The 21,966-nt window shown below is 73.8% G+C and carries 21 protein-coding genes; 9 read left to right on the plus strand and 12 right to left on the minus strand.

Annotated elements, in window-relative coordinates; all coding sequences use genetic code 11:
• Positions 1-681: a response regulator gene (locus AC6EXY_RS17660; RefSeq protein ID WP_243407096.1), complete on the minus strand. Its 681-nt coding sequence runs from the start codon at positions 679-681 to the stop codon at positions 1-3.
• A 158-nt stretch (positions 682-839) separates the two neighbouring features.
• Between AC6EXY_RS17660 and AC6EXY_RS17665 the strand changes: the two genes are divergently transcribed.
• A complete protein-coding gene (locus tag AC6EXY_RS17665) occupies positions 840-1,196 on the plus strand; it encodes a hypothetical protein (RefSeq protein WP_133150547.1) in 357 nt (118 codons plus the stop codon).
• Positions 1,197-1,684: 488 nt separating this feature from the next.
• On the opposite strand, the gene AC6EXY_RS17670 is transcribed toward AC6EXY_RS17665, so the two are convergent.
• The 3 genes from AC6EXY_RS17670 to AC6EXY_RS17680 all read right to left on the minus strand — a co-directional run bounded on the left by AC6EXY_RS17670 (position 1,685) and on the right by AC6EXY_RS17680 (position 4,844).
• Positions 1,685-2,542, minus strand: coding sequence for an acyl-CoA thioesterase (locus AC6EXY_RS17670; RefSeq protein WP_499817916.1), 858 nt, complete (start codon positions 2,540-2,542; stop codon positions 1,685-1,687).
• A gap of 305 nt (positions 2,543-2,847) precedes the next feature.
• Positions 2,848-3,333: an effector-associated domain EAD1-containing protein gene (locus AC6EXY_RS17675; RefSeq protein WP_133150546.1), complete on the minus strand. Its 486-nt coding sequence runs from the start codon at positions 3,331-3,333 to the stop codon at positions 2,848-2,850.
• The gene (locus tag AC6EXY_RS17680) at positions 3,330-4,844 is read right to left on the minus strand and encodes an AbeC-like domain-containing protein (RefSeq protein ID WP_165818198.1); all 1,515 of its coding nucleotides are present in this window, start codon (positions 4,842-4,844) and stop codon (positions 3,330-3,332) included. Before AC6EXY_RS17680 ends, AC6EXY_RS17675 begins: the two co-directional genes overlap by 4 nt.
• Positions 4,845-5,244: 400 nt before the next feature.
• Here AC6EXY_RS17680 and AC6EXY_RS17685 point away from each other — a divergent pair, with 400 nt between their 5' ends.
• The 4 genes from AC6EXY_RS17685 to AC6EXY_RS17700 all read left to right on the plus strand — a co-directional run bounded on the left by AC6EXY_RS17685 (position 5,245) and on the right by AC6EXY_RS17700 (position 9,840).
• The gene (locus tag AC6EXY_RS17685; protein ID WP_101829916.1) at positions 5,245-6,474 is read left to right on the plus strand and encodes a toxic anion resistance protein; all 1,230 of its coding nucleotides are present in this window, start codon (positions 5,245-5,247) and stop codon (positions 6,472-6,474) included.
• 42 nt (positions 6,475-6,516) lie between these two features.
• The gene (locus AC6EXY_RS17690; RefSeq protein WP_101829915.1) at positions 6,517-7,041 is read left to right on the plus strand and encodes a hypothetical protein; all 525 of its coding nucleotides are present in this window, start codon (positions 6,517-6,519) and stop codon (positions 7,039-7,041) included.
• Positions 7,038-8,894, plus strand: a complete 1,857-nt coding sequence (locus AC6EXY_RS17695) for a TerD family protein (protein ID WP_499817917.1) — start codon at positions 7,038-7,040, stop codon at positions 8,892-8,894. Before AC6EXY_RS17690 ends, AC6EXY_RS17695 begins: the two co-directional genes overlap by 4 nt.
• Positions 8,895-9,048: 154 nt before the next feature.
• Positions 9,049-9,840: an RsiV family protein gene (locus tag AC6EXY_RS17700; RefSeq protein ID WP_243407151.1), complete on the plus strand. Its 792-nt coding sequence runs from the start codon at positions 9,049-9,051 to the stop codon at positions 9,838-9,840.
• Between the two features lie 36 nt (positions 9,841-9,876).
• Here AC6EXY_RS17700 and folD read toward each other — a convergent pair whose 3' ends face one another.
• Positions 9,877-10,734, minus strand: coding sequence for a bifunctional methylenetetrahydrofolate dehydrogenase/methenyltetrahydrofolate cyclohydrolase FolD (folD, locus tag AC6EXY_RS17705; protein WP_499817918.1), 858 nt, complete (start codon positions 10,732-10,734; stop codon positions 9,877-9,879).
• 127 nt (positions 10,735-10,861) lie between these two features.
• On the opposite strand from folD, the gene AC6EXY_RS17710 reads away from it, so the two are divergent.
• On the plus strand, positions 10,862-11,629 hold the full coding sequence (locus AC6EXY_RS17710; RefSeq protein ID WP_499817919.1) for a class I SAM-dependent methyltransferase: 768 nt from the start codon (positions 10,862-10,864) through the stop codon (positions 11,627-11,629).
• A gap of 12 nt (positions 11,630-11,641) precedes the next feature.
• Here the strand turns inward: AC6EXY_RS17710 and AC6EXY_RS17715 are convergent, their stop codons facing one another.
• The 5 genes from AC6EXY_RS17715 to AC6EXY_RS17735 form a co-directional block, all read right to left on the minus strand.
• Positions 11,642-12,250, minus strand: a complete 609-nt coding sequence (locus AC6EXY_RS17715; protein ID WP_101830145.1) for a P-loop NTPase family protein — start codon at positions 12,248-12,250, stop codon at positions 11,642-11,644.
• 174 nt (positions 12,251-12,424) lie between these two features.
• On the minus strand, positions 12,425-13,441 hold the full coding sequence (locus tag AC6EXY_RS17720) for an extracellular catalytic domain type 1 short-chain-length polyhydroxyalkanoate depolymerase (protein ID WP_499817920.1): 1,017 nt from the start codon (positions 13,439-13,441) through the stop codon (positions 12,425-12,427).
• Positions 13,442-13,610: 169 nt separating this feature from the next.
• The gene (locus tag AC6EXY_RS17725; protein WP_499817921.1) at positions 13,611-14,504 is read right to left on the minus strand and encodes an LURP-one-related family protein; all 894 of its coding nucleotides are present in this window, start codon (positions 14,502-14,504) and stop codon (positions 13,611-13,613) included.
• A gap of 103 nt (positions 14,505-14,607) precedes the next feature.
• Positions 14,608-16,251 (minus strand): ABC-F family ATP-binding cassette domain-containing protein, encoded by a 1,644-nt coding sequence (locus AC6EXY_RS17730; protein ID WP_499817930.1) that lies wholly within the window; start codon positions 16,249-16,251, stop codon positions 14,608-14,610.
• Positions 16,252-16,332: 81 nt separating this feature from the next.
• On the minus strand, positions 16,333-17,400 hold the full coding sequence (locus AC6EXY_RS17735; protein WP_499817922.1) for an Rv2578c family radical SAM protein: 1,068 nt from the start codon (positions 17,398-17,400) through the stop codon (positions 16,333-16,335).
• A 27-nt stretch (positions 17,401-17,427) separates the two neighbouring features.
• Between AC6EXY_RS17735 and AC6EXY_RS17740 the strand changes: the two genes are divergently transcribed.
• A complete protein-coding gene (locus AC6EXY_RS17740; protein WP_499842369.1) occupies positions 17,428-18,036 on the plus strand; it encodes a TIGR03668 family PPOX class F420-dependent oxidoreductase in 609 nt (202 codons plus the stop codon).
• Between the two features lie 40 nt (positions 18,037-18,076).
• Here the strand turns inward: AC6EXY_RS17740 and AC6EXY_RS17745 are convergent, their stop codons facing one another.
• Positions 18,077-18,835: a ribonuclease FAU-1 family protein gene (locus AC6EXY_RS17745; RefSeq protein WP_101830156.1), complete on the minus strand. Its 759-nt coding sequence runs from the start codon at positions 18,833-18,835 to the stop codon at positions 18,077-18,079.
• Positions 18,836-19,061: 226 nt separating this feature from the next.
• Between AC6EXY_RS17745 and AC6EXY_RS17750 the strand changes: the two genes are divergently transcribed.
• Positions 19,062-20,180, plus strand: a complete 1,119-nt coding sequence (locus tag AC6EXY_RS17750; protein ID WP_243407153.1) for a Rieske 2Fe-2S domain-containing protein — start codon at positions 19,062-19,064, stop codon at positions 20,178-20,180.
• Here the strand turns inward: AC6EXY_RS17750 and AC6EXY_RS17755 are convergent.
• Complete coding sequence (locus AC6EXY_RS17755) at positions 20,152-20,781, minus strand: nucleoside/nucleotide kinase family protein (RefSeq protein ID WP_243407154.1); 630 nt, start codon at positions 20,779-20,781, stop codon at positions 20,152-20,154. The genes AC6EXY_RS17750 and AC6EXY_RS17755 overlap by 29 nt on opposite strands.
• A gap of 350 nt (positions 20,782-21,131) precedes the next feature.
• On the opposite strand from AC6EXY_RS17755, the gene AC6EXY_RS17760 reads away from it, so the two are divergent.
• Positions 21,132-21,695 (plus strand): hypothetical protein, encoded by a 564-nt coding sequence (locus AC6EXY_RS17760; RefSeq protein ID WP_101830149.1) that lies wholly within the window; start codon positions 21,132-21,134, stop codon positions 21,693-21,695.
• Positions 21,696-21,966: the final 271 nt, after the last annotated feature.

Here is a 21,966-nt window from a genome sequence, read left to right on the forward strand (position 1 = left end):
TCAGGGCGCCGTTCGTCCCAGGCCCGCCTCGCGGGCCCGCACGATCGCCTCGGCGCGGCTCGCCAGCCGCAGCTTGGCGAAGATCGCCGTGATGTGGTTGACGACCGTCTTGGTCGCGACGCCGAGTTCCGCGGCGATCGCGGTGTTGTTCCGCCCGGCGGCGACGAGGTCGAGGATCTGCCGTTCGCGCGCGGTGAGCTCCGGGAACGGTGCCGCCGGACCCGCGCCCGGCGCGGCCAGCTGATCGAGGAGCCGCCCGGCCACACCGGGTCCGAGAACGACCTGACCGCGGGCCACCGACCGGATCGCCTGCAGGATGTCCTCCTGGTCGGCGCCCTTGAGCAGGTAGCCGCGGGCGCCGGCCCGCATCGCGGCCACCAGCGTCTCGTCGTCCTCGAACATGGTGAGCATGAGCACCGCGCACTCGGGTACGGCGGCCGCCAGCCGGCGCGTCGCCTCCACCCCGTCCATGTCCGGCATCCGCACATCCATCACCACCACCGACGGCTGGAGCAGAACGGCCTCCCGGATCGCCTCCGCACCGGTCGAGGCCTCGCCGGCCAGTTCGACGCCCTCCAGCGTGGAGAGCAGCGCGGCGATACCGCGGCGCACCATCGGATGGTCATCGGCCAGCAGGACGCGCAGCGGCACGTCCGCCGAAAGCACAGGATCACCGCTCACAGCATGATGATGACGCCCGGGTCGGGAGATGTCCCTGGGAGCTGGCCCCCAGAGCGCCCGGAGAACCTCCCGAGCGACCGGGACCGCGCCCCCGGGTCGTCGGCGGCCCGTAAGCCGACCATGAGTGGCGACACACACCGCACCGAAAGGACATGGACATGAACACCACTCTCACCCGGGCGAACAAGGTCGGTCTGGCGCTGGCGACGGTGCTTGCCCTCGTCGACCTCGCGCTCTTCAGCGGCGACCTGTACATCCTGCTCACCAGCACCCTCATGGGCGCGGTCACGCTCGTCGCGGTGATCGTCCGGTGGCGGCGCAGCTCGCGGGTCGCGCTGCGCGCGGTCGCGGCGAGCCGCATCGTCTCGGGCGCCGTGGCGATCCCCGTGTACTTCGAGGGCAGCGACCCGGGCACTGCCCTGTTCGCCACCCTGTTCGTCCTCGCCACCGTGGCGTCCGTCGGACTCAGCATGGCCCGCCCCTCGATGACGGCCGCGCCCCAGACCCAGGTGTGACGGCGCCCAGGGCGATCCGGCGCCCGGCGCGCGTCCGGCCCCGGACGCCCGTGGTGTCCGCGCCGTGCCGGGCTGGGGATCACGGGCTACGCCGGGTCGCCCGGCAGGGCGCGGATCTCCAGCAGGGAGCGGCGGATGCGGCCTTCGCCCGAGACCGCCACCGCCTGACCGCCGGCAGCCGCCGGGCACCCGCCGCACGGCGGAGATCACGTCCTGGCAGACCCCCGGTCGCGTCAGACGCACCAGTAGTCCGAGGCACCCTCCAACGCCGACGTGGGCGAGGCCTTCGAACTCGCCGCCCATGCGTTTCTGTCCAGCGCAGGACCATCCCGGGAAAAGACACGACACGCGGAGTTCGCGACACGGTGCTCTTCTCCCCTGCGCGTAGGTCGCCCGGTGTGCGGCTTGCGGGGCGCACGCGGATCTCACGAAGGCGACCCCGGAGATCACAGCTCTACACATGGCCCAGCCCAGGGTTGGCGCCGGGATCAGTGGTCGGGGCGGCGGATGCGCAGGAGGACCTCCTGGGTGTAGGTGGCGATGTGGGCGCCGTCGCGGGTGTGCGCGGTGCCGGACACCAGGCCGCGGGCGCCGGCCGCGGCGTCGCACGACATCTCCATGAGGATCCAGTCGTCGAACCGGAACGGCCGGTGAAGCCACAGCGAGTGCGACAGGCTGGCGACTATCGCGTCGGCGGGCTCGATGCCGGCGGCCCGGGCGACCGCGTGGCCGGTGTTGAAGTCGCTGGCGTAGGTCAGCGCCCGGGTGTGCACGGCAGGGTCGTCGGGCAGCGGCGCGCGGCTGCGCATCCAGACGCGGCGCTGCATGCCGACGCCGACCTCGGTGCCGGGAAACGGCAGGAGCTCGATGACGTCCAGCGGCTCGCGCGCCGGGAAGTCGTCGACGTCGGTGGGATGGTGCTCGGCGAGTTCCGGCGGCACGATCCCCGCTGGGAAGGCGACGGCGAGGTCCGCCCCCGTCTCCTCCCGGTGGAACGAGGCCGTCAGCGTGAAGATGGTCCGGCCGTTCTGGGTCACCGAGACCTGCCGGGTCGCGAAGGAACGGCCGTCGCGGACGCGCTCGACCCGCAGCAGCATGCGCTCGCCGGGCTGGCCCTCCAACAGGAAGAAGCCGTGCAGCGCGTGCACCGGGCGGAACGCGGGCAGGGTGTGCTGCGCGGCCGCCAGGGCCCGAGCCGCGACGTCACCGCCGAACAGCCGGGGCAGGCCCGGGCGAGCCGGCGTCAGCGCCTCGAACAGGTCGGTGTCGACCGGGGCGACGCCGAGGAGGTCGGCGAACTCCCGGGCGTGGGCGCTGTCCGGCGACCCAGTGCGTGCGCTGCTCAATCCACCAGCCTTCGTCAGGGCCCGTCCGGGCACAGGCGCGCCGCCGGCGTCCGTGCCAACGCCACGGTCGTGAACGGGCTGTCCTCGCGGGCCGGACGCAGGGGGCGAGCCGCCGCCGGACAGCCGTCATCGTCCCCGACGGTCCGTATGCGGCGCAACGTAAGCCGAGCCGCCCTCCGCTCACCGAGGGCCTCCTGAGGCCGCGCGGGCTCCCCTCTCCGGGAGGCCTCAGGCCCCACCGCGTATCGCGCCGCGTCGGCATGATGCGCGGTGGGGTGGTGGCGTCGAAAGCGCCGTCTCGCCGGTCAGGCCGTGGGAGGGGCGAAGACGGGATGGGCCGGGAACTGGCGATGGGCGGCCGCCAGCAGACGGCGCCGGCCCTCGTGCACGATGCCGTGGTCGAGCAGGGTGCTCACCGCTGTCCAGAACTCCTGCGCGTCATCCGCCTGCCAGGACGGCGCCCGGTGCAAAGGAAAGTCACACTGGCGCAGCAGCGGTACCGCCGACGATGGCGTGGCGAACACGACGGCGAGCGCGGTGATCTCGTCCTCGGTCAATGCCCGGACGGAGTCGCCTCGCTGGCGGTAGTGCGGCGGAGCCGACGCGCCGAGATCCTCTGCCCGGTCGTTGCCGACGTCCACGATCGGCCCGGCTCCTCGGCCATCGCCCGGGCTCGCGTGGTGAACATGGAGGCTGCGGGCCACGGCGCCCGGCCCGGCGGCGACCGCGTCGGCGGCTAGCACGCCACCGTTGACCTGGATACCATCGTTTCTGCTGGTCCCGGGTGTCATGCCGCCTTCTCTCCGGCACGGCGCAGGTACTGCCGGACGCTGCTCGCCGCCGAACCGGGCCCGGCCGCCAGGCTCTCGGCCCGCACGCTGGCGTTGCCGGACACCATGACCCCGTTGTTCAGGATGGTGGTCTGCCGCTCCCGCAGGGAGTGGGTGTCGACGCCCCGGGTGTCCAGGAACTCGGTGATCGCGTCGAGGATACGGCCTTCGAGAACCTTGAGGTACATATCCTTGTCCAGTTGCTGAAAATATGTTCTATACTGACCGGAGGACGCCATCTCACGCACGCTTCTCGGTGCACCGAAATCGAAGTTGATCCCATTTTCGACGGCCCGGCGCTCCGACATCTCCCGCACACCCGAGAGCAGGGGACCCAGGGCTGCCTGGCCAAGCCGGGGCCAACACAAGAATACCCGGCCAGGCGTAAGCACGGCCGATTTCACGAGGAGCCGGGCACCGCCGGACAAACTCAGCGTGGACCCCTTTCCCGACGACATCCTCAGGTCCGGCTCGTAGAACCTCTCCTGCAGTGGCGGCAGCAGCGAAAAGCTTGCTTCAACGAAGAGGCTCCGTGGACGGAGGACAAAACGCAGGAACACCGCGAGCACCAGATCACCATGCCACCCGGAAACGTAGAAGGCGGTATAGTGCCGCGCCGACCCCTCCGGACTCTCCTGGAATGCGCGCAGCTGGTCCGGCTCCAGTCTCACGACCGGGCGCTCCCCCGGGTCGGGCAGGAACCTGCGGTCGTTGCGAATGTTGCGACCACTGACGAACAGGCGCTCCTCGGTCTCGATCTCGGCCCACTGCAGGTCATCCACCGCGCGGACCACGTGCTGGCGGATCTCCTCACTGCGGAACGGACGAGCGGGGCCGCCGAGCTCGGTCCCCTTCTCGACGTCGATCGAGAAGGACCACGACCCCAGGATGTCCCCGTTGCCCGCGAACGGCGAGTACCCGCTGTACACGGTCACATTGCCGAGGACCTGCTCCTCGACCTCCTCGAGGCGACGCACCTGCTGACTACTCAGGGCGACCGGAGGGGTGCGCTCACCGAAGGCCTGCGGTGTCAGGCGCCGCTCCACATAGGTGTGCGACGCGTACAGCTCGCCGAGCACCACGAGCCACAGGCAGACAAGCACCAACGTCGCGGCCACCGGTATCAGGGCCGCACCGATGACGAAAAGAACACACAGAGCGGCGAGCAGGAAGTCCCGAAGGAGATGCCGCGCGCGCCCGGCGATCGCATGCTGGGCCACGACCGCGAGGTCGACGCCGTAGGTGGCGGGAAACACCCTCCGCCGATTTCCAAACACGCCCTCGATGGTCGCCTGCGCGAGCCTGCTGTCGAGGTGCACCGCAACACAGAGGTGACGCGTGAGGTCGGAACGGTATTCCGGCGCCGTCTCCGCCATCCTGATCCGCGGATTCCGGAACCGGATACCGCCACCGCGCGGCACGGCGACCGCGTGGCCGCACGCGGCGCAGGAGGTCCGCCCCTCTTCGTTCATAGAATTACACGAGGTACACTGCATACAAATCCCCCGAATCATGCAGCAGTACTGATCGACGACAGAATAGCACGACTTCTCAGGGGCTGGACGGCCACCCGGCGCCTTTCGTCGCGAATAGGCCGCCAGCCACCGGCACCGGATCCCAACGGAGTCCGGGTGCGTTGACAGCACGTTGGCGCCCGCTGCGCCGGGTTGCTTTCTGGCGGTATGGACGGCCCGGGAACCGGCCAGCCGAGCGTGGGGCACGGCCGTCCCAGGGGCCCGGCGGAGTCGGATCGACGACCGTCGGCGTCCCCGTTCGGACCTCTTGCGCCTGGGGTAACTCGCGTAGGGTCGAACGCAGCACACCCCGTCCGGCGCTGGCCGTCGCGGGGTAGGGCGGTGGGGAGGAGCGGTCATGTCGGAGCTGGATCTGAGCAGGACGCTGACACCACCCACGGTCACCGCGAACACGCCGGGCGTGGGTGGCGGGGTGCTGGAGCTCGCGCCGCCGGCGGCGGTGCCGGTCGTCCCGGACGACCAGGTCGACAGCATGGTGCCGCTCGACGAGGCGACCCGGGTGCAGCTGCGGGCGCGGGCGGCGGGCTTCGCCGACGAGCTGGCCGCGCTGGACCCGCGCAGCCCGGCGTTCCAGGAGAAGATCAACGACATCACCTCGATGGGCCAGCGGGAGATCATCGCCAGCGCCCGGGTGTCGAACCGGATGCTGGAGCGGCCGGCGGCGGCGCTCGCCGGGGCGCGCGGGCGCGGCGGGTCGGGCGACGCGCAGACCCGGGTCGCGCACACCCTCGTCGAGCTGCGCGAGACGGTGACCGACCTCGACCCGGGCAAGGCCGACCTGCGCGGCTCACGCAAGCTGCTGGGCGTGGTGCCCTTCGGCAACCGGATCTCCGCCTACTTCCAGCGCTACCAGTCCGCCCAGAAGCAGCTCGACGCGATCATCCGGGCGCTCGACTCCGGCCAGGACGAGCTGCGCAAGGACAACGCGGCCATCGAGCAGGAGAAGGCGAACCTGTGGGCGGCCATGGGCAAGCTGACCGAGTACGCGACGCTCGCGCGGGCCCTCGACGGCGCCGTCACCGCCAAGATCGAGCAGGTGCGGCCGGGCGCGCCGAGCGCCGCCGAGGCGCTCACCTCCGACGCGCTGTTCCCCATCCGCCAGCGCCAGCAGGACCTGCTCACCCAGCTCGCGGTCAGCGTGCAGGGCTACCTCGCCCTGGAGCTGGTCCGCAAGAACAACATCGAGCTGATCAAGGGTGTCGACCGGGCCCAGTCGACCACCGTCGCCGCGTTGCGCACCGCCGTGATCGTCGCCCAGGCACTGGCGAACCAGAAGCTCGTGCTCGAGCAGATCAACGCGCTGAACGCCACGACCAGCAGCATGATCACCTCGACGAGCGAGATGCTGCGCCAGCAGTCGGGCCAGCTCCAGGAGCAGGCGTCGTCCAGCACCGTCAGCGTCGAGGCGCTGCAGACGGCGTTCGACAACATCTTCGCGACGATGGACGCCATCGACGGCTACCGCGCCAAGGCGGTGGAGAGCATGGCCGCCACCGTCACCGCGCTGGAGACGCAGGTCGGGCGGTCGCGCTCCTACCTGGAGCGGGCGCGCGCGACCGAGGGCTGACGCCGGGGCGCGGGCACGAGCGGTGTGCGGGGAGGAGGCGCGATGTTCTTCCGCCGACGTTCCGACGCGTCGCAGCGCGGGCCCGACGGCTCCCGCCCGGCCGACGAGGCCAGCGCGCGGACCGCGGGTGCGTCCGCCGGCGCCGAGCAGGCCCGCCGGCTGCGCCACGCGCTCACCGAGCACGTGACCAGGGCGAACGCGGACGGTGGACGGCTGCCGCCCGGTGCTGTGCCCACCGTGCGTGACATCGATGACGTGCTGCGCCCGCTGCTGGGCCATGTCGAGCGGCATCCGGCCAGCGACGAGGCGCTGCGCGGCCTCGGCGCCATCATCGACGAGTACCTCCCCCAGGCCCTCGCCGACTTCACCGCCCTGCCCGCCCGCTACGCCGGGCGACCCGGCCCCACCGGCACCACCCCGGCCGACGACCTCGTCCGCCAACTCCAACTGCTCGACGAGGGCGCGCACGAACTGGCCGACCTCGTCTACACGGGCGACGCCGCGAAGCTCGCGATCCAGGCCCGGTTCCTGGACGCCAAGTTCCGTCGATCCGACCTCGACGGATGACCCGCACCCTGCCCAAGGGCGGCAACCTCGCGCTCGCCGACGCCGTGCCCGGCAGTCAGGCGGTGACCGTCACGCTCGGCTGGGACGACGGCCCCGCCCTCGGCGACGCGGACCTGGACACCGTCGTCATCCTGACCGGAGCCGCCCTGTCGTCAGCGCCCCCGTCGCCGCGACTCCTGCTGGCCCAGCAGGTGCCCAACCCCGACGAACGTCCCGCCGCCGCGCCGCGCCGACGCCCGCTGTCCGGGGACGCCGACCGCCTCGTCGTCACCCCGGGCGCCGTCCCGCCGGACGTGGAACGGCTCCTGATCGGCGCGGCGCTCGTCGACCCGACCGGGGCGCGGCCGACGTTCCGCCGCGTGCGCGGCGCCTACATCCGGCTGCTGTCCGCCGACGGCACCGAGGTCGTCCACTGTCCCGTGGACGCGGAGACCGGCCGCGAGACGTTCATGATCTTCGGTGAGCTCTACCGTCACCCACGCGGCTGGAAGTTCCGCGCCGTCGGGCAGGGCTACACCGACGGCCTGCCCGGCCTGCTCGCCGGCCGCGCCACCCGCCACGTCCCCGCCACCGCGAACGGCACCGGCGGCGGCGGCGGCCCCATCGCACCGCAGGGCGCCGCGGGCCAGGGCCGACTGGTGCTCGCCCAGCCCACCGACGTCGTCGACTTCCTGGCCCGGTCCTCCCCCACCCGGACCCGCCGCACCATCGCCGCGCACCTGCGCCCACAGCCGCCCGCCTCACCTCACCCTGGGCGCGCACCGGCCTCCACCGCCGCGCCGACTCCGCCGCCCTCCCCCGCACCGACTCGGCCGCCCTCCCCCACGCCGGCACCCGCACCGATGCCGACACCCACGCCGCTGCCGGCGTCGACACCGACATCACCGCCGCCGAGGCCGCCAACCCCGCTGGTGCCGCCGAGCCCGCTGGTGCCGCCGAGCCCGCTGGTGCCGCCGAGCGTGGCACGCGCCGGCGGGTCGCCGCTCGATCTCGGCAGCGCGCCGACACCCGGCCCGTCGAAGACCGACCGAGCGACACCCCCTCCGCCGCCTCCGGCGCACGCCGGCCGCTCCGCACTCGATCTGGGCGGCCCCGGCGGGACCGCCTCGGTCGGCACGCCGGGTACCACCGGCTCCGCTCTGGATCTGCCCGGCGGCGGGCCGGTGACCGCGCGGCGACCACCCGCCGCGGCGCGGGTCAGCGAGCACTCGTCCCGCCACCGCCAGCGAGCCGAGCGGGTCGCCGAGCTCGACGACGGCCATCCGGCCACGATCTGGACGAGCGAGGAGCGCGGCGCCGGCGCGATGACCGTCACCCTGCGCTGGACCCCGCTGACCACCAGCACCGGCCTGCCCCGTCCCAGCAACCTGCATCTCGGCTGCCTGTGGCAGGCCGGCGACGGCGCGGCCGGTCTGCTGCACTCGCTCGGCCGCGCGACGAGCGCCCCGGGGCCCGGGGCGCGCCGTCAGGTGCTGCGGCTCGCGGGACGCGACGAACAGGACGGGCAGACCCTCTACGTCGACCTGGCCTCCCTGCCCACGTTCCGCCGCTTCTTCGTCGTCGCCTACGGCCTGCGGGCCGTCCCACCGTGGGCACAGCTGCGCCCGACGCTGACCGTGGGAACCGCCGGCGGCGAACACCACCTGGCGATGCGGCTGGGCGAGGCGCCGGCCGCGGCCCAGATCTGTGTCGCGGCGTCCTTCCACGTGGTCGACGACGATCTGGTCATCCGCCGCGAGGACGACTTCGTCGCCGGCACACTCGCCGACGCCGCCGCGCGCTACGGCTGGTCGCTGGACTGGAATCCCGACGGCATGGCCACCCACGACGACCACACCCACGACGACCAGTAGGTCGCGCGCCGAGACGCGCGACCTGGCGGCACAGGGCGAGCCGGCGTCGTCAGCGCGAGCCGGCGTCGTCAGCGCGAGCCGGCGTCGTCAGCGCGACCGCTGTGCTGTCGCGTGCGTCGCAGCGTGAAGGCGCAGGTCACGCCACGATGAGGGCATGATCAGACCTTTGCGTCGCGGTGTGTGGGCGATCACGCTGCTGGGATGCGGCCTGCTCGCGCCCCTGACGACGGCCGGATGCGCCTCGGGTGGCGGGACGGCGCGGAGTCAGACGGCCGCCGCCGCCCCGGCAACCGCAGGACAGGCGACGTCGGCGGTGGACGCGGCGAGCGCGACCACCGCGGCGGCGGGGAGCGCCGCCGCCTACCGCGTCACGATCCGCCAGGACAGCGGGCGGATCCGCGCGGGCGCCGACTACACCGCCACCATCCCGGTGCTGTCCGGACCCGATCCCGTCGTGGTGCGGCGGGTCAACACGGCCATCGACGAGTACGTGCGGCAGGAGAAGGGCCTCACCGAGAACGAGACCCTGCACCTGACCGCCGGCGCTGCGCATATCGGCGCACGGGTCGTGGCGCTGTCGTTCGGCGGGGACCGCTACCCGCCCGGCGCGGCGCACCCCGCCGAGCTCGCCGCCGGCCTGGTCTTCGACCTGCGCACCGGGGATCGCGTCCACATCGAGGACGTGTTCACCTCGACCGGCGCGGGGCTGCGCCGGCTGGAGTCCATCGTCCGCGCGGAGCTGGACCGGCGTTTCCCCGGCGGGCCGACCGGCGGGGTCACCGACCCGCTGCCGGCGAACTACCAGCAGTTCGTGGTGAACCCGCGCGGCCTCGTCGTCATCGTCGCCGACCTGCCCTACGTCCTCGGCCCGCAGAGCGTCCTGGCCCCCTGGAACCGGCTGGGCGATCTTGTCCGCCCCGACCTGGCCGCCGTCCTGCGGTCCTGATCCCGACCGGCGGGGCTAGCTCGGGCTAGCTCAGAACTAGCTCAGCCCGGCGGCGGCGCGGGCGGCGAGCAGGGTGTTGCGCAGCAGCAGGGCGATCGTCATCGGGCCGACCCCGCCAGGCACGGGGGTGAGCCGGCCGGCGACCTCGCGGACCGAGGGGAAGTCGACGTCGCCGCGCAGGCCCTGCTCGGTGCGGTGCATGCCGACGTCGATGACGGTCGCGCCGGGCTTCACCGCGTCCGCGCCGATGATCGCCTGGCGGCCGGCGGCGACGACGAGGACGTCCGCGCCGCGGCAGACCTCGGCCAGGTCACGAGTATGGGAGTGGCAGACCGTGACAGTGGCGTTACGAGCGATCAGTAGCTGGGACACCGGCCGGCCGACCAGCTCGGAGCGGCCGACGACGACCGTGGGCGTACCGGCGAGCGGCACGTCGTAGGCGTCGAGCAGCTCGATGATCCCCGACGGGGTGCAGGGGCGCAGACCCGGCAGGCCGCGGGCGAGCAGGCCGACGCTCGCGGTGGTCAGGCCGTCGACGTCCTTTCCGGACGGGATCCGCTCGATCAGGGCCGCGCCGTCGAGGCCGGCGGGCACGGGCAGCTGCAGCAGGATCCCGGACACGGCCGGGTCGACGGCGAGCTCGTCGAGCAGGGCGGCGACCTTGTCCTGCGCGGTGTCGGCCGGCAGGTGCTGGTGCAGGTCGGCCATGCCCGCCTCGACGCACGCCTTGCGCTTGCCGCCGATGTACACCGCGGACGCCGGGTCGTCACCGACCAGCACGGTCGCGAGCCCCGGCTGGCGGCCGGTGGCCGCGCGGAACTCGGCGACCTCGCGGGCCACGTCCGCCCGCACCCGCGCGGCCACGGCCTTACCGTCGATGATCTCTGCGCTCATGTCGGCCCTTCGCCCTCAGGATGTCCGGCCCGCCTGCGAGTCCGGCCCGTTCCGACCGAGCACGCTACGCCAAAGCGCACCATCGATGCCGGCGGGCCGGCATAGCCTCGGTGGTGTGGCGACATCCGTGAACTTCGACCGCATCGCCCACGACTACGACGCGACCCGCGGCGGTGAGGAGCGCGGCCGGCACGTCGCCGACGCGCTCGCCCCGCATCTGCCCGACGGGCTGCTACTGGAGATCGGCGTGGGCACCGGGCTGGTCGCCCAGGCCTTCGCCGCCCGGGGGCGCCGCCTGCTGGGCGTCGACCTGTCCGAACGCATGCTGGCGCGCGCCCGCGAGCGGGTGCCGGGCCGGCTCGCCCGCGCCGACGCCTCGGCGCTGCCCCTGCCCGCCGACAGTGTCGACGCCTGCGTCGCGGTGCATGTCCTGCACCTGGTCGGCGACCCCGAGGGCGTGTTCACCGAGCTCGCCCGGGTGCTGCGCCCCGGCGGCCGGCTCGCCACCGTCGGGGCGGGCGAGATCGCCGAGCGCAGCGACGTCGGCGACGTCATGGAGCGGCTGCGTGCCGCGCTGCGCCTGGGCGGGCCCCGCCACGCCACCGCCGAGACCCTGCGCGCGTCCGCCGCACGCCACGGCCTGCGCCTGGTCGAGGACTTCCACTTCCCGCGCGAGGAACGCGGCGCGCTCACCCCCGCACAGGTCGGCGCGCAGATTGAGGGACGGGTGTGGTCCCACCTGTGGGACCTGACGGACGCCGAGTGGGCCACCGTGGTCGAGCCCGCACTGGACGCGCTGCGCCGGCTGCCCGACCCGGACCGCCCCCGTCCCGGCCGGCGCCGCTCCCGCGCCCTGCTCTTCGACCTCGACGCCACGATGCCCGCGGGCGGCTGAGCCCGCCGCCCGTCAGGTACCGAGCCGGCCGGCGGGCAGCGGGCGCATCCGTACCAGGCCCGGCGCCGCCGCGGCGCCCAGCCACAGCCGCACCTCGCGGGGGCTGCACAGGCGCACCACCCGGGCGGCGGCGCCATGGGCGTCGATCGCCCGCAGCAACCGGTCGCGGCTGTCCCTCGGGTAGGTCCACAGCCAGCCCAGGAACGCCAGGTCCAGCTTCTCGGGGCACTCCGGCGCCATGTCGGGACGGGAACGACCGCGCCAGCGCGCCCAGCGGCGCACCACCCTGCTGATCGCGATCCGCCGGGGCAGATCGAGGAACACGATCAGCTCGGCGGCGGGGATGCGCAGGTCAAGGGTGCCGCTGTAGTTGCCGTCCAGCACCCAGGCGGGGCCCGCGACCAGCCCGGCGACGATCGCGCGCCACTCGTCGACCGGCGTGGCGACCCAGCCCGGCCGCCAGAACAGCCGGTCGAGGTGCACGACCGGCAGCCCGGCCTGGCGGGCGAGCTCCCGCGCCAGCGTGCTCTTGCCCGCGCCGCCGCTGCCGACGACGAGGACCCGTCGCACGTCGGGGGTCATCGACGGCGGGCCGTCCCGGCCTGTCCCGAACACGTTCACGATCCCAGTCTCCCACCGTGGGGATCGCCCGGTGTGCGGAACGTGCCGCCTTCCATGTCCGTCCGCACCAGTCCCCGACCGGCTCGGCCCCAACCGGTCGGCCCCGACCGGTTCAGCACGTGCCCGGTCCGCCCCGCGCCGCCCGCGGTCCCGACGGCCGGGCGGCGCGATCATTCAGGCGGGAAGAGGATGGTGGCGAAAGAACTCCCACATGACGGCGGACGCGTGCGGCGACGGCGGCACGGCGTCGGCCTCGGCCCGCGTCTGGGTGCCGCCGGGCCAGGCGTGCCCCGCCCCGACGATGCTGTAAAGCTCCACCGCGGCGCCGGAGGAGCACGGGCCGTAGACGTCGTGGCGCACGTCGCCCTGCTGGGTACGCGTCGGGGTGGCCGGGCAGCCGTCGCGCCGGGTCCAGAACGTCATCGCCTCGGCGACGGACCGGTCGACCTTCTCCTCGCCCTTGCGCAGGCTGTCCAGCGACGACTCGCCGCCGTCGTACCGCACCCTGACGTCCGCGGTGCCATGGAACGCGATCACCGGGACGGCCCGGCTGGGCGTGCAGGTGACCGTGTCGAGTGCGCCGGACACGGCGGCGATCGCGGCGACGCGCCCGGCGTGCTCGCAGCCGATCCGGTAGGACATCATCCCGCCGTTGGACATCCCGGTGACGTAGATCCGCCGGGTGTCCACCGGGTATTCGCGGCCCAGCCGGTCGAGCAGGGCCGAGAGGAAGGCGACGTCGTCGATGTTGTTCTGGTGGGCGTAGCCGCAGCAGGTGCCGGCGTTCCAGGTCAGCAGACTGGTGCGCAGCCGGCCGGTGCCATCGGGGTAGACGGCGAGGAAACCGGCGCGGTCCGCCTCGGCGCTCATCCCGCTCTGCTGTTCCACCTGGCGGCCCGACCCGCCACCGCCGTGCAGCACGACGACCACCGGCAGCACGGCCCCTCCGGCGGCGGCGCGCGTCGCCGCGGCGGGCACATGCACCCGGTAGGTGCGTTCCAGGCCGCCCACGGTCAGCGACCGGTCGACCGTGCCCGCCCGCGGCGCCGGCGGGCGGGCGGAGGCGGACGGAACTCCCGACGCCGCGGCGGCCGCCGTCGACACGGGCGTGGCCCCGGACGCCGATCCCACGGCGGGTCCCGGCGCCGAGGTGCCGCAGGCCGCGAGACCGACGACGGCGCCGGTCAGCAAGGCGCTCGCCGCGAGGACCCGCCGACGACCGCTGCCCCCTGCTCTCCCACGTGACATCATGCGCCGACCGTAGGGACCCCGCGTGTGAGTCCCATGAGAGCGTCCGGGCACGCCGCCGCGCGTCGCGGGCCGGTGCGCGCGGCGACTCCCGGTCAGGCCGGGACGCTGGTCAGCCGAGGCCGCGGGAGTCCTGCTTGAGGGCTGTGTCGATGGTCAGCGCGGACGCGACGACCATGCTCAGCAGTGGCTGGGGCAACGGCCGGTGCAGCTGGACGACGTAGTTGTCCGACGTGGTGAACATCGTCTTCATGAGGCCCTCCCAGGTCTTGGTGACCCGGGCGATCTCGGTCTCGGTGTTGTCGACGATGGAGAAGTTCCACGCCCGCCAGTTCTCGGCCTTGATCGCCCCGATGGTGGCACCGCCGGACTGCAGGTCGAACCGGATCTTGCCGAACACGTTCTGCTGGGCGATGACGCCGAGCTGCGTGCCGTCCGGCGCCGAGACGATGACCTTGGACTTGAGCAGCTTCGCCGGCCGGTGCAGCATCAGCTGCGGGACGCCGGCGGCGTCGCGGACCTCCAGCCGGTGGGTGAAGAACTGGTCCCAGGAGCTCAGCACGCGCATGGCCTTCTTCAGCGCGCTCTGGCCGACCTCGACGACCGAGCCGATCTGGTTGCCGTTCTGGTCGAAGACGGCGTACTCGTTCGTCACCTCGATGATCTTGGTCTTCTGGTTGACGACGAGCACGGGCTCGCTGAACAGCGTGCCGCCGCCGCCACCGTAGTTGGCGACCCCGGCCTGCTCGCGGACCTGGCGCTGCACCCGATCGGGGCTGTGGTTCGTCTGCACCGGCGGGGGCTGCATACCCTGCGGCGTCCCCCAGGTGGCCGGACCCTGTCCCGGGACCGGCGGCCCGGCGTGGTGGGGCTGGCCGGGCACGCCCGGCTGCGCGGGCGGCACGCCCGGCTGGGTGTGCTCGGTCCACTGGTTGCCGTCCCACCATCGGGACCCCTGCTGCCCGCTCGGATCGGCATACCAGCCGGGCGGGACGGTCTGCGTCATGCCGCCCACTTTGGCACTCTCCACGCCCGTGCGACCAGTGGCCCCCTGTCCGCCATCCGACTGCGACCCGGTTGCCGCCCGGCGTCGCCGCGGGGTCGGGCGATCACACGGAGCGCTCGCTCAGCTGGCCGTCCGCGACGTGCAGCCGGCGGGTGACGGCGACCGTGTCGAGCATCCGCCGGTCGTGGGTGACGAGCAGCAGGGTGCCCGGGTAGCCGGCGAGCGCCTGTTCGAGCTGGTCGATGGCGGGCAGGTCGAGATGGTTGGTGGGCTCGTCGAGCACGAGGCAGTTGACGCCGACGGCCTGCAGCAGCGCGAGGCCGGCGCGGGTGCGCTCCCCCGGCGACAGGGAGGACGCCGGCCGGGTGACCTGGTCGGCGCCGAGGCCGAACTTCGCGAACAGGGTCCGGACCTCGCTCGCCGGCCACTGTGTCGCCAGCTCGGCGACGGCGAGCGCCGTCGTGTCCCCGCGGAACAGGCCGCGGGCCTGATCGATCTCGCCCAGGCGCACGCCGGAGCCGAGCGACTGCCCGCCGCCGTCGAGCGGGATCCGCCCGAGCAGCGCCCCCAGCAGCGTCGTCTTGCCGCCGCCGTTGGGGCCCGTGATCACGATGCGATCGGCCCAGGCGACGGCGAGGTCGACCGGCCCCAGGGTGAAGGCGGGCCGGCGCACGACGGCACCGGTGAGGGTCGCGACGACATCGCCGGAGCGCGGGGCGGCGGCGATCGACATGCGCAGCTGCCATTCCTTGCGCGGTTCCTCGACCTCGTCGAGCCGGTCGAGGCGCGACTCGAGGGAACGCACCCTGGCGGCGCTCTTCGTGGCCGCCTCGATGCGCGCGCCCTTCGCCGCCCGGTCGTTGTCAGGCATCCGCCGCTTGGCGCGCACCGAGCCGCGCACCGCCTGCTCCCGCTGGCGCTGCGTCTGGGCGACGAGATCCGCGCGCTGGTCGGCGTACTCGTCGTACCGGTCCCGGGCCTGGCGCCGGGCGACCTCACGCGCCTCGAGATACGCCGTCCAGCCGCCGGCGAACAGGGTGAGGCCGTGACGGTGCGGGTCGATCTCGGCGACCGTGTCGATGGTGCGGTCGAGGAACTCACGGTCGTGGCTGACGACGACGAGGGCGCCGGAGACCTGCGCGACGAAGCGTTCAAGCCGGTCCAGCCCGTCGAAGTCGAGATCGTTGGTGGGCTCGTCGAGCAGGGTGATGTCGAAGCGGGACAGCAGGACGCTGGCGAGCGACCCGCGGGCCGCCTGGCCGCCGGACAGGGCGGTGGTGGGGCTGTCGAGGGCGTCGGCGGGCAGGCCGAGGTCGGCGCAGACCTCCTCGGCGCGAGCGTCGAGGTCGGCGGCGCCGAGGGCGAGCCAGCGCTCGAGCGCGACGGCGAAGCGGTCGTCCGCGGCCGCGGCGCCCGTGGCGAGCGCCTCGGTGGCGGCGTCGAGCTCGCTCTGGGCGGCGGCGACACCGGTGCGGCGGGCGAGGAAGGCCCGCAGGGTCTCCCCGGGCCTGCGGTCGGGCTCCTGCGGCAGCAGGCCGACGCCGGCGGTCGGCGGGGCCAGGTCCAAGCGGCCCTCGTCCAGCGGGACGAGCCCCGCGAAGGCGCGCAGCAGGGTGGACTTGCCGACGCCGTTCGGACCCACCACCCCGAGCCGGTCACCCGGCGCCACGGTGAGCGAGACTCCCTCGAGAACGGTCGCCCCACCGCGGGTGACGGTGAGGCCGGAGGCGACGAGCGTGGCGGACATCCCGCCAGTGTCGCGCACAGCCGCCGCGCACCGCCCAGACCCCCGCGCACCACCGCGCGCGACACGGACACCAGGCCCATCTCAGCGCCCCAGCCCGGGCAGGGCCAGCTGCTCGCCCGCCACCGCCGGCACAGCGGAACCCGCCCCTCGGGCCGGCGCGGCGACGGGCCGCCGGGGACGACGGACGGCGCCGATCCCGGCGCGCTCGGCGAGGTCGCGGACCTGGGCGGCGATCCGCTGCTGGTAGGCACGCGCCGCGTACGCGCCGGCGCCGTACAGCTCGCGGTAGGGCTCGACGAGCCCAGGGTGGCAGTCGGCCAGCCAGGCCAGGTACCACTCGCGGGCTCCCGGCCGCAGGTGCAGGACGAGCGGGGTGATCGAGGTCGCGCCCGCCTGGGCGATCGCCTCGACGGTGGCGGCCAGCGCCGCGGGGGCGTCCGTGAGGAAGGGAAGGATCGGCGCCATCAGCACGCGCACCGGCACGCCATGCTCGGTGAGCGTGGCGCAGGCCGCGAGGCGCCGGTGCGGGCTCGGCGCGCCCGGCTCGACCAGGCGCCACAGGTCCTCCTCGACGAAGCCGACCGACAACGCCACGCCGACGTCGACCACCTCTGCGGCCTCGGCGAGCAGCTCGCGGTCGCGCAGCACCAGCGTGCCCTTCGTCAGCAGCGAGAACGGGGTGCGCGCGTCGCGCAGGGCGCCGAGCACGCCGGGCATGAGCCGGTACCGCCCTTCGCACCGCTGGTACGGGTCGACGTTCGTGCCCATCGCGACGTGCTCGCCGCGCCAGCGCGGCGCCGCGAGCTCGGCGCGCAGCCGCTCGGCGACGTTCACCTTGACGACGACCCTCGTGTCGAAGTCGCGTCCGGTGTCGAGATCGAGATAGGTGTGGGTGGAGCGGGCGAAGCAGTACCGGCAGGCGTGGGAGCAGCCCCGATAGGGGTTGACCGTCCAGCGGAAGGCCATCCGGGAGGCGGGCGGCACCCGGTTGAGCGCCGTGCGCGCGTGGACCTCGTAGAAGGTCATCCCGGCGAACTCGGGGGTGTCGAACGTACGGGCGACCGCGCCGCGCGCCAGCAGGGCCGGCGCGCGCCCGCCGGGGGCGCCCGGCGGCCCGTCCTCGGTGAGGCGGAGGTTGTCCCAACGCATGCCTCATGAGAACATGCGTTCGATCCGATGTCCACTCGCCGGCCCGGGCCATGGGACGCGAGCCCGTGGACCGGCGCGCGGAGCGGCGACGCGGAGGACGACCGGGAGGTGGCGTGGGTGGAGGCGGGCGGACGGGGAACCGGTGCCACTGTGCGGCTCAGTACGCGGGAGGCTCGGGAGCGGTTCGCGGCGGGGCGCGTCGCGCGGCTGGCCACCAGCGGGCCGGGCGGCCAGCCGCTCGTCGTGCCCGTCACCTTCGCGGTCACCGACCTCGCCGCCGCCGGGGCGCCGCCCGGCGGCCGCGGCGCCCCGGCGGAGGCTGTCGTCAGCATCGTCGACCACAAGCCGAAGTCCACGTCGACCGGGCTGCGGCGGCTGCGGGACATCGCGGCGAACCCGCGGGTCAGCCTGCTGGTCGACCACTACGAGGACGACTGGGAGCGGCTGTGGTGGGCGCGGGTCGACGGGCTCGCCCGGATCGTGCTGGCCGACGAGGCCGAGCACGCGGCGACCCGCGCGGCCCTCGCCGCCCGGTACGCGCAGTACCGGCAGGTTCCACCGGGCGGGCCCGCCATCATCGTCACCGGGCTTCGCTGGTCGGGATGGGCCTACGCCGATGCCGGCGCGGGTGGCTGAGCTCCGCGCGGTCGGCGCCGGCCGGGGGCGCGCGGCCAGGTCAGGCGCGCGGCCGGTCCCAGCCGCGGGGCAGCGCGTCCGGCATCCGCCAGCCGGGGTCGGGACGGAAGTCGGTCCAGGTGCCGTCGAACGGGAAGGCGCCGGCCTCGACCAGCCGCAGCAGCCGCTCCCCCTCGGCGCGCACCGCGTCGGGATCGCCGACCCAGTAGTGGTTGGGAAAGGCGAGCCGCTCGGCCAGCTCGTGCTCGTCCTTCCACTCCCAGGTGCGCTCCGGGGTCACCCACAGGTCGAGGTCGTGGTCGGTGGTGTCGACGCCGACGAGATCCTCGTCGCGCCAGGTGACGGCGGGTTGCTCCAGGTTGATGTACCAGCGGACGAAGCGCCCCTGCCAGTCCCAGAACCACCAGACCGAGTTGGCTCCCCGCGGGGGGACCAGCATGAAGATGTTCGGCCCGCGCCACACCGACGTCGTCATGACCGTCGGCTGGCGGATCCACTCCGCGAACGGCATGTCCCGCAGCCCGCGGCCGTCCTCGCTCAGCTCGACCGCCATCGGGCAGCCGTGCGGGATCCACAGCCGCAGGCCGCGCTCGTCGTGGCCGACGACATGGGCGGTGCGCACGAACACCAGCCGGCTGGTCGTGAACGACCGGTGCACCACCAGCTCCCCGGGAGAGTACGGTGCCGCCGCCGCGATGCCGCCGCCCGCGGTGGCGGGGCCCCCACCGCCCCGCTCGTCCGCGACGGCGAACGGCGACGGGGAGGGTCCGGGATCATTGACCGCAGGACTGTCCGGCATCGTCACGGCCTGACTGTACGGCCCTGCGCCGCACCGTCCACCCCCCACCGGTCACCAGGCACGCCGTGGCCCGCGCCCCGGCCCCGCCCACCAGCCGGGGAAGCGGAACCGGAACCCGGCGGTAACCCACCAGCCACCTGCCGTCGGTTTGCTGGTCGGGCGGCCTTGTGGGCAGCCGGCGGTCGGTGTCCGCCTCCACCCGGCCAGCGAAGGAACGGTCCGCCTCGTGACACCCTCTCCTCTCGGCATCCCGGCCTCGGCTGCTCGCGGAACCGCCGCCGCGCCGGTGTCGCCGGGCCCCGCCGTCCCGCCCGGCGACACCGGCGCGCGGATCACCCGCCACGACGGCCCCGACCATCTGGTGATCTCCGAGCATCCCGTCCTGCGCCGGTTCTGGTATGCCGTGTGCTTCGCCGGGGATCTGGGCGGCGAGCCGCTGGCCCGCACGGTGCTCGGCACACCGCTCGTGCTGTGGCGGGCCTCCCCCGGCGCGGCGCCGAGCGCGGCGCTGGACCGCTGCCCGCACCGGGAGGCGCCGCTGTCGGGCGGCTGGATCACCGACTGCCACCTCGTCTGCCCCTACCACGGCTGGCAGTGGGACGCGGCCGGGCAGACCAGGTGGGTCCCGCAGTTTCCCGACGCCCCGCTACCGACCCGCGGCGGGCTGAGCATGGTCGCGGCGCGGGAGCGGTACGGCCTGGTCTGGGTCTGCCTCGACGACGATGCCGTCGTCGCCATCCCGCCACTACCCGAGTACGACGACCCGGCCTGGCGGGTCGTGCCCGAGTACGAGTTCGCCTTCGCCTGCACCGCGATGCACCTGTTGGAGAACAACTTCGATCCCGGCCACATCGCGTTCGTCCACCGCGGCACGTTCGGCAACCCGGCGCGGCCCGAGCTCACCGACACCGTCGTCACCCGCGAGCCCCACGGTCTGCGCACCCGCGGCGAGGTGCCGGTGGAGTCACGCCCCGGCGAGCTCGGCGCCACCGTGCGCACCACCGTCTCGCGGCTGTACGCGCCGTTCCACGCCCACATCCACATCACCTATCCCGACGGCCTGCGCCACCTGATGGTCAAGGCGATCACCCCGGTCGACGACACACACTGCGTGCTGCTGCAGATCGTGCTGCGCACCGACGGCGAGGCGGACCGGCCCGCCGCGGACATCCGGGCCTTCGACGTCGCCGTGGAGAACGAGGACCGCGAACTGCTCGAAACGCTGCCGGCCCGGTTCCCGCTCGCCCCGCACCTCAACGTGCACGCCCGCGCCGACCGCAACAGCCTCGCGATCCGCCGGCTGTGGACCGACCTGGTCACCGGCCGCTGGCAGCCGACCTGGTAGCGGCCGGCGGGCCGGGCACCGGCGCGCCGTGGACGAGGACGTCGGCCCGGCCGGCCACGTCGTTCGCGGCGAGGTAGCGCTCCTCCTGGCGGGCCCAGCGGTCCCAGTGCGGGGCGAAGGTCGCGCCGTCCCGCTCCAGCGCGCGGCGGCGGCGCACCTCGTCCGGCGCGGCGACGACGACCAGCCCGCTCAGCAGCGGACCGGCCGCCCGCGCGCCCGCCCCGACACCCTCGACGACCAGCACGGCCGGTGGATCCAGGGTGACCACACCGCCGTAGCGCCCCCGCGGCCAGTCGTAGCGGCGCCACCTGGCCGGCTCCCCGCGCGCCAGCGGCCGCAGGACGCCGTCGACGAGCTGGTCGATCCCGGCGGCCAGGCCGTCCCAGCCGGCATAGAGGTCGTCCATCTCCAGTACCGCGGCGCCGACGCGGGCGGCGACGGCCCGCGCGAGGGTCGTCTTGCCCGCCCCGGAGCGGCCGTCGACCGCCAGCACCCTGGTCGCCGCGGCCCGCGCAGGTTGTCCGAGGAGCCAGCACGCGAGCCATGGCACCGCATCCGGCCCGACGGCACCGGCGCACCCGCCCACGATCACCTCGGCCACCGGACCATCCCATCCCACGAGCCGACGGGACGGGATGTGAACGTCGCCACCCGGCCAACATGGCGAGAGCATCGGACTCCGCACATCCAACAGTTCGGCAAGAAATACCCACGAAACCTGTTCGCCAGCCCTTCGGCCCGCCCCGGGAAAGGGCCCGCGAAATCCAGCCGGCGACAGCGCCGGAATCCCTGAATCGATTCTCAGGGAACCTTCAGGCGAACCAGTCATATCGGACTAGACAACCTAGATCCGACGAACTACCATGATTCACGTCCGCTACACCCGGCAATGGGGGGGACACCGTAGGAGTCCCTATGCTTGGTCGAAAGCGATTGCTATCGCTTTCTCTGGTGGGCCTGACACTCGCGGTAGGCGCGACACTCGCCTCACTCACCTTGCGTTCGCAGGGTGCGTCCACCGCGAACCAGGTGTCGCTCGTCCGGCATGCCACACCGGTAAACGACAGCTCGTCGACGGTCCGGCGCTGGTCACTGCACACCGTGCACGGCACCGTGAACGTCAGGCCGGCGACCCTGTCAAAACACACGACCTGGGCCGTCTTCGCGATCGACGGACCCACGAAGGTCGTCCGCAGTGACACCACCAAACCGTTCGTCCTGCGCCTTGACACCCGCACCCTGGCCAACGGCACCTACACGCTGACGGTGACCGTGTTCCACAGGGGTCAGTCGCCCACGTTCGAGGCCATCACCGTCGTCGTGAAGAACACGCCGCCGCAGCCGCTCGTCAAGCCCGCGCCGACGATGTCGGCCACACCCATGGCCGCGACCACCATGACTGTCGCGCCCATGGCCGTCGCACCGCAGGCGACCGCCGCTGCGGTCGCGCCGAACACCACCTCCCCGCTGTCGCGCCTCGCGACCGTTCCGCCCGCCCCCGGGCAGAAGTTCTAGCCGACAGCCACCCATCGACCGGCGGGGCCAGGCGGGCGACGCCCGCGGCTGGCCCCGTCACCTCCCATCGCGTCGCGTCCCACCAACACCGGCCGGCTGCCGCATGCCGCGGCATTCGTGGTCGGCGCATGCCTCCGGCACCGCCTCACCGTTCCGGCACTGCCTCACCGTTCCGGCACCGCCTCGCCGTGCCGCCGCTCGCCTCACGCCACAGCCGCGCAGGGCTGATCCGCCGCGGGCCATCACGCCCTCGCGGCCGCGGTCGTCTGCC

It is taken from the genome of Frankia sp. RB5, from assembly GCF_059816245.1.

Coding starts and splice junctions, on each gene's coding strand:
- AC6EXY_RS17735 (WP_499817922.1), bottom strand. CDS start 17,400: ATGCGTTGGGACAACCTCCGCCTCACCGAGGACGGGCCGCCGGGCGCC.
- AC6EXY_RS17690 (WP_101829915.1), top strand. CDS start 6,517: ATGTTCTTCCGCCGACGTTCCGACGCGTCGCAGCGCGGGCCCGACGGC.
- AC6EXY_RS17725 (WP_499817921.1), bottom strand. CDS start 14,504: ATGACGCAGACCGTCCCGCCCGGCTGGTATGCCGATCCGAGCGGGCAG.
- AC6EXY_RS17685 (WP_101829916.1), top strand. CDS start 5,245: ATGTCGGAGCTGGATCTGAGCAGGACGCTGACACCACCCACGGTCACC.
- AC6EXY_RS17680 (WP_165818198.1), bottom strand. CDS start 4,844: ATGAACGAAGAGGGGCGGACCTCCTGCGCCGCGTGCGGCCACGCGGTC.
- AC6EXY_RS17745 (WP_101830156.1), bottom strand. CDS start 18,835: ATGCCGGACAGTCCTGCGGTCAATGATCCCGGACCCTCCCCGTCGCCG.
- AC6EXY_RS17665 (WP_133150547.1), top strand. CDS start 840: ATGAACACCACTCTCACCCGGGCGAACAAGGTCGGTCTGGCGCTGGCG.
- AC6EXY_RS17675 (WP_133150546.1), bottom strand. CDS start 3,333: ATGACACCCGGGACCAGCAGAAACGATGGTATCCAGGTCAACGGTGGC.
- AC6EXY_RS17695 (WP_499817917.1), top strand. CDS start 7,038: ATGACCCGCACCCTGCCCAAGGGCGGCAACCTCGCGCTCGCCGACGCC.
- AC6EXY_RS17740 (WP_499842369.1), top strand. CDS start 17,428: ATGTCCACTCGCCGGCCCGGGCCATGGGACGCGAGCCCGTGGACCGGC.
- folD (WP_499817918.1), bottom strand. CDS start 10,734: ATGAGCGCAGAGATCATCGACGGTAAGGCCGTGGCCGCGCGGGTGCGG.
- AC6EXY_RS17700 (WP_243407151.1), top strand. CDS start 9,049: ATGATCAGACCTTTGCGTCGCGGTGTGTGGGCGATCACGCTGCTGGGA.
- AC6EXY_RS17730 (WP_499817930.1), bottom strand. CDS start 16,251: ATGTCCGCCACGCTCGTCGCCTCCGGCCTCACCGTCACCCGCGGTGGG.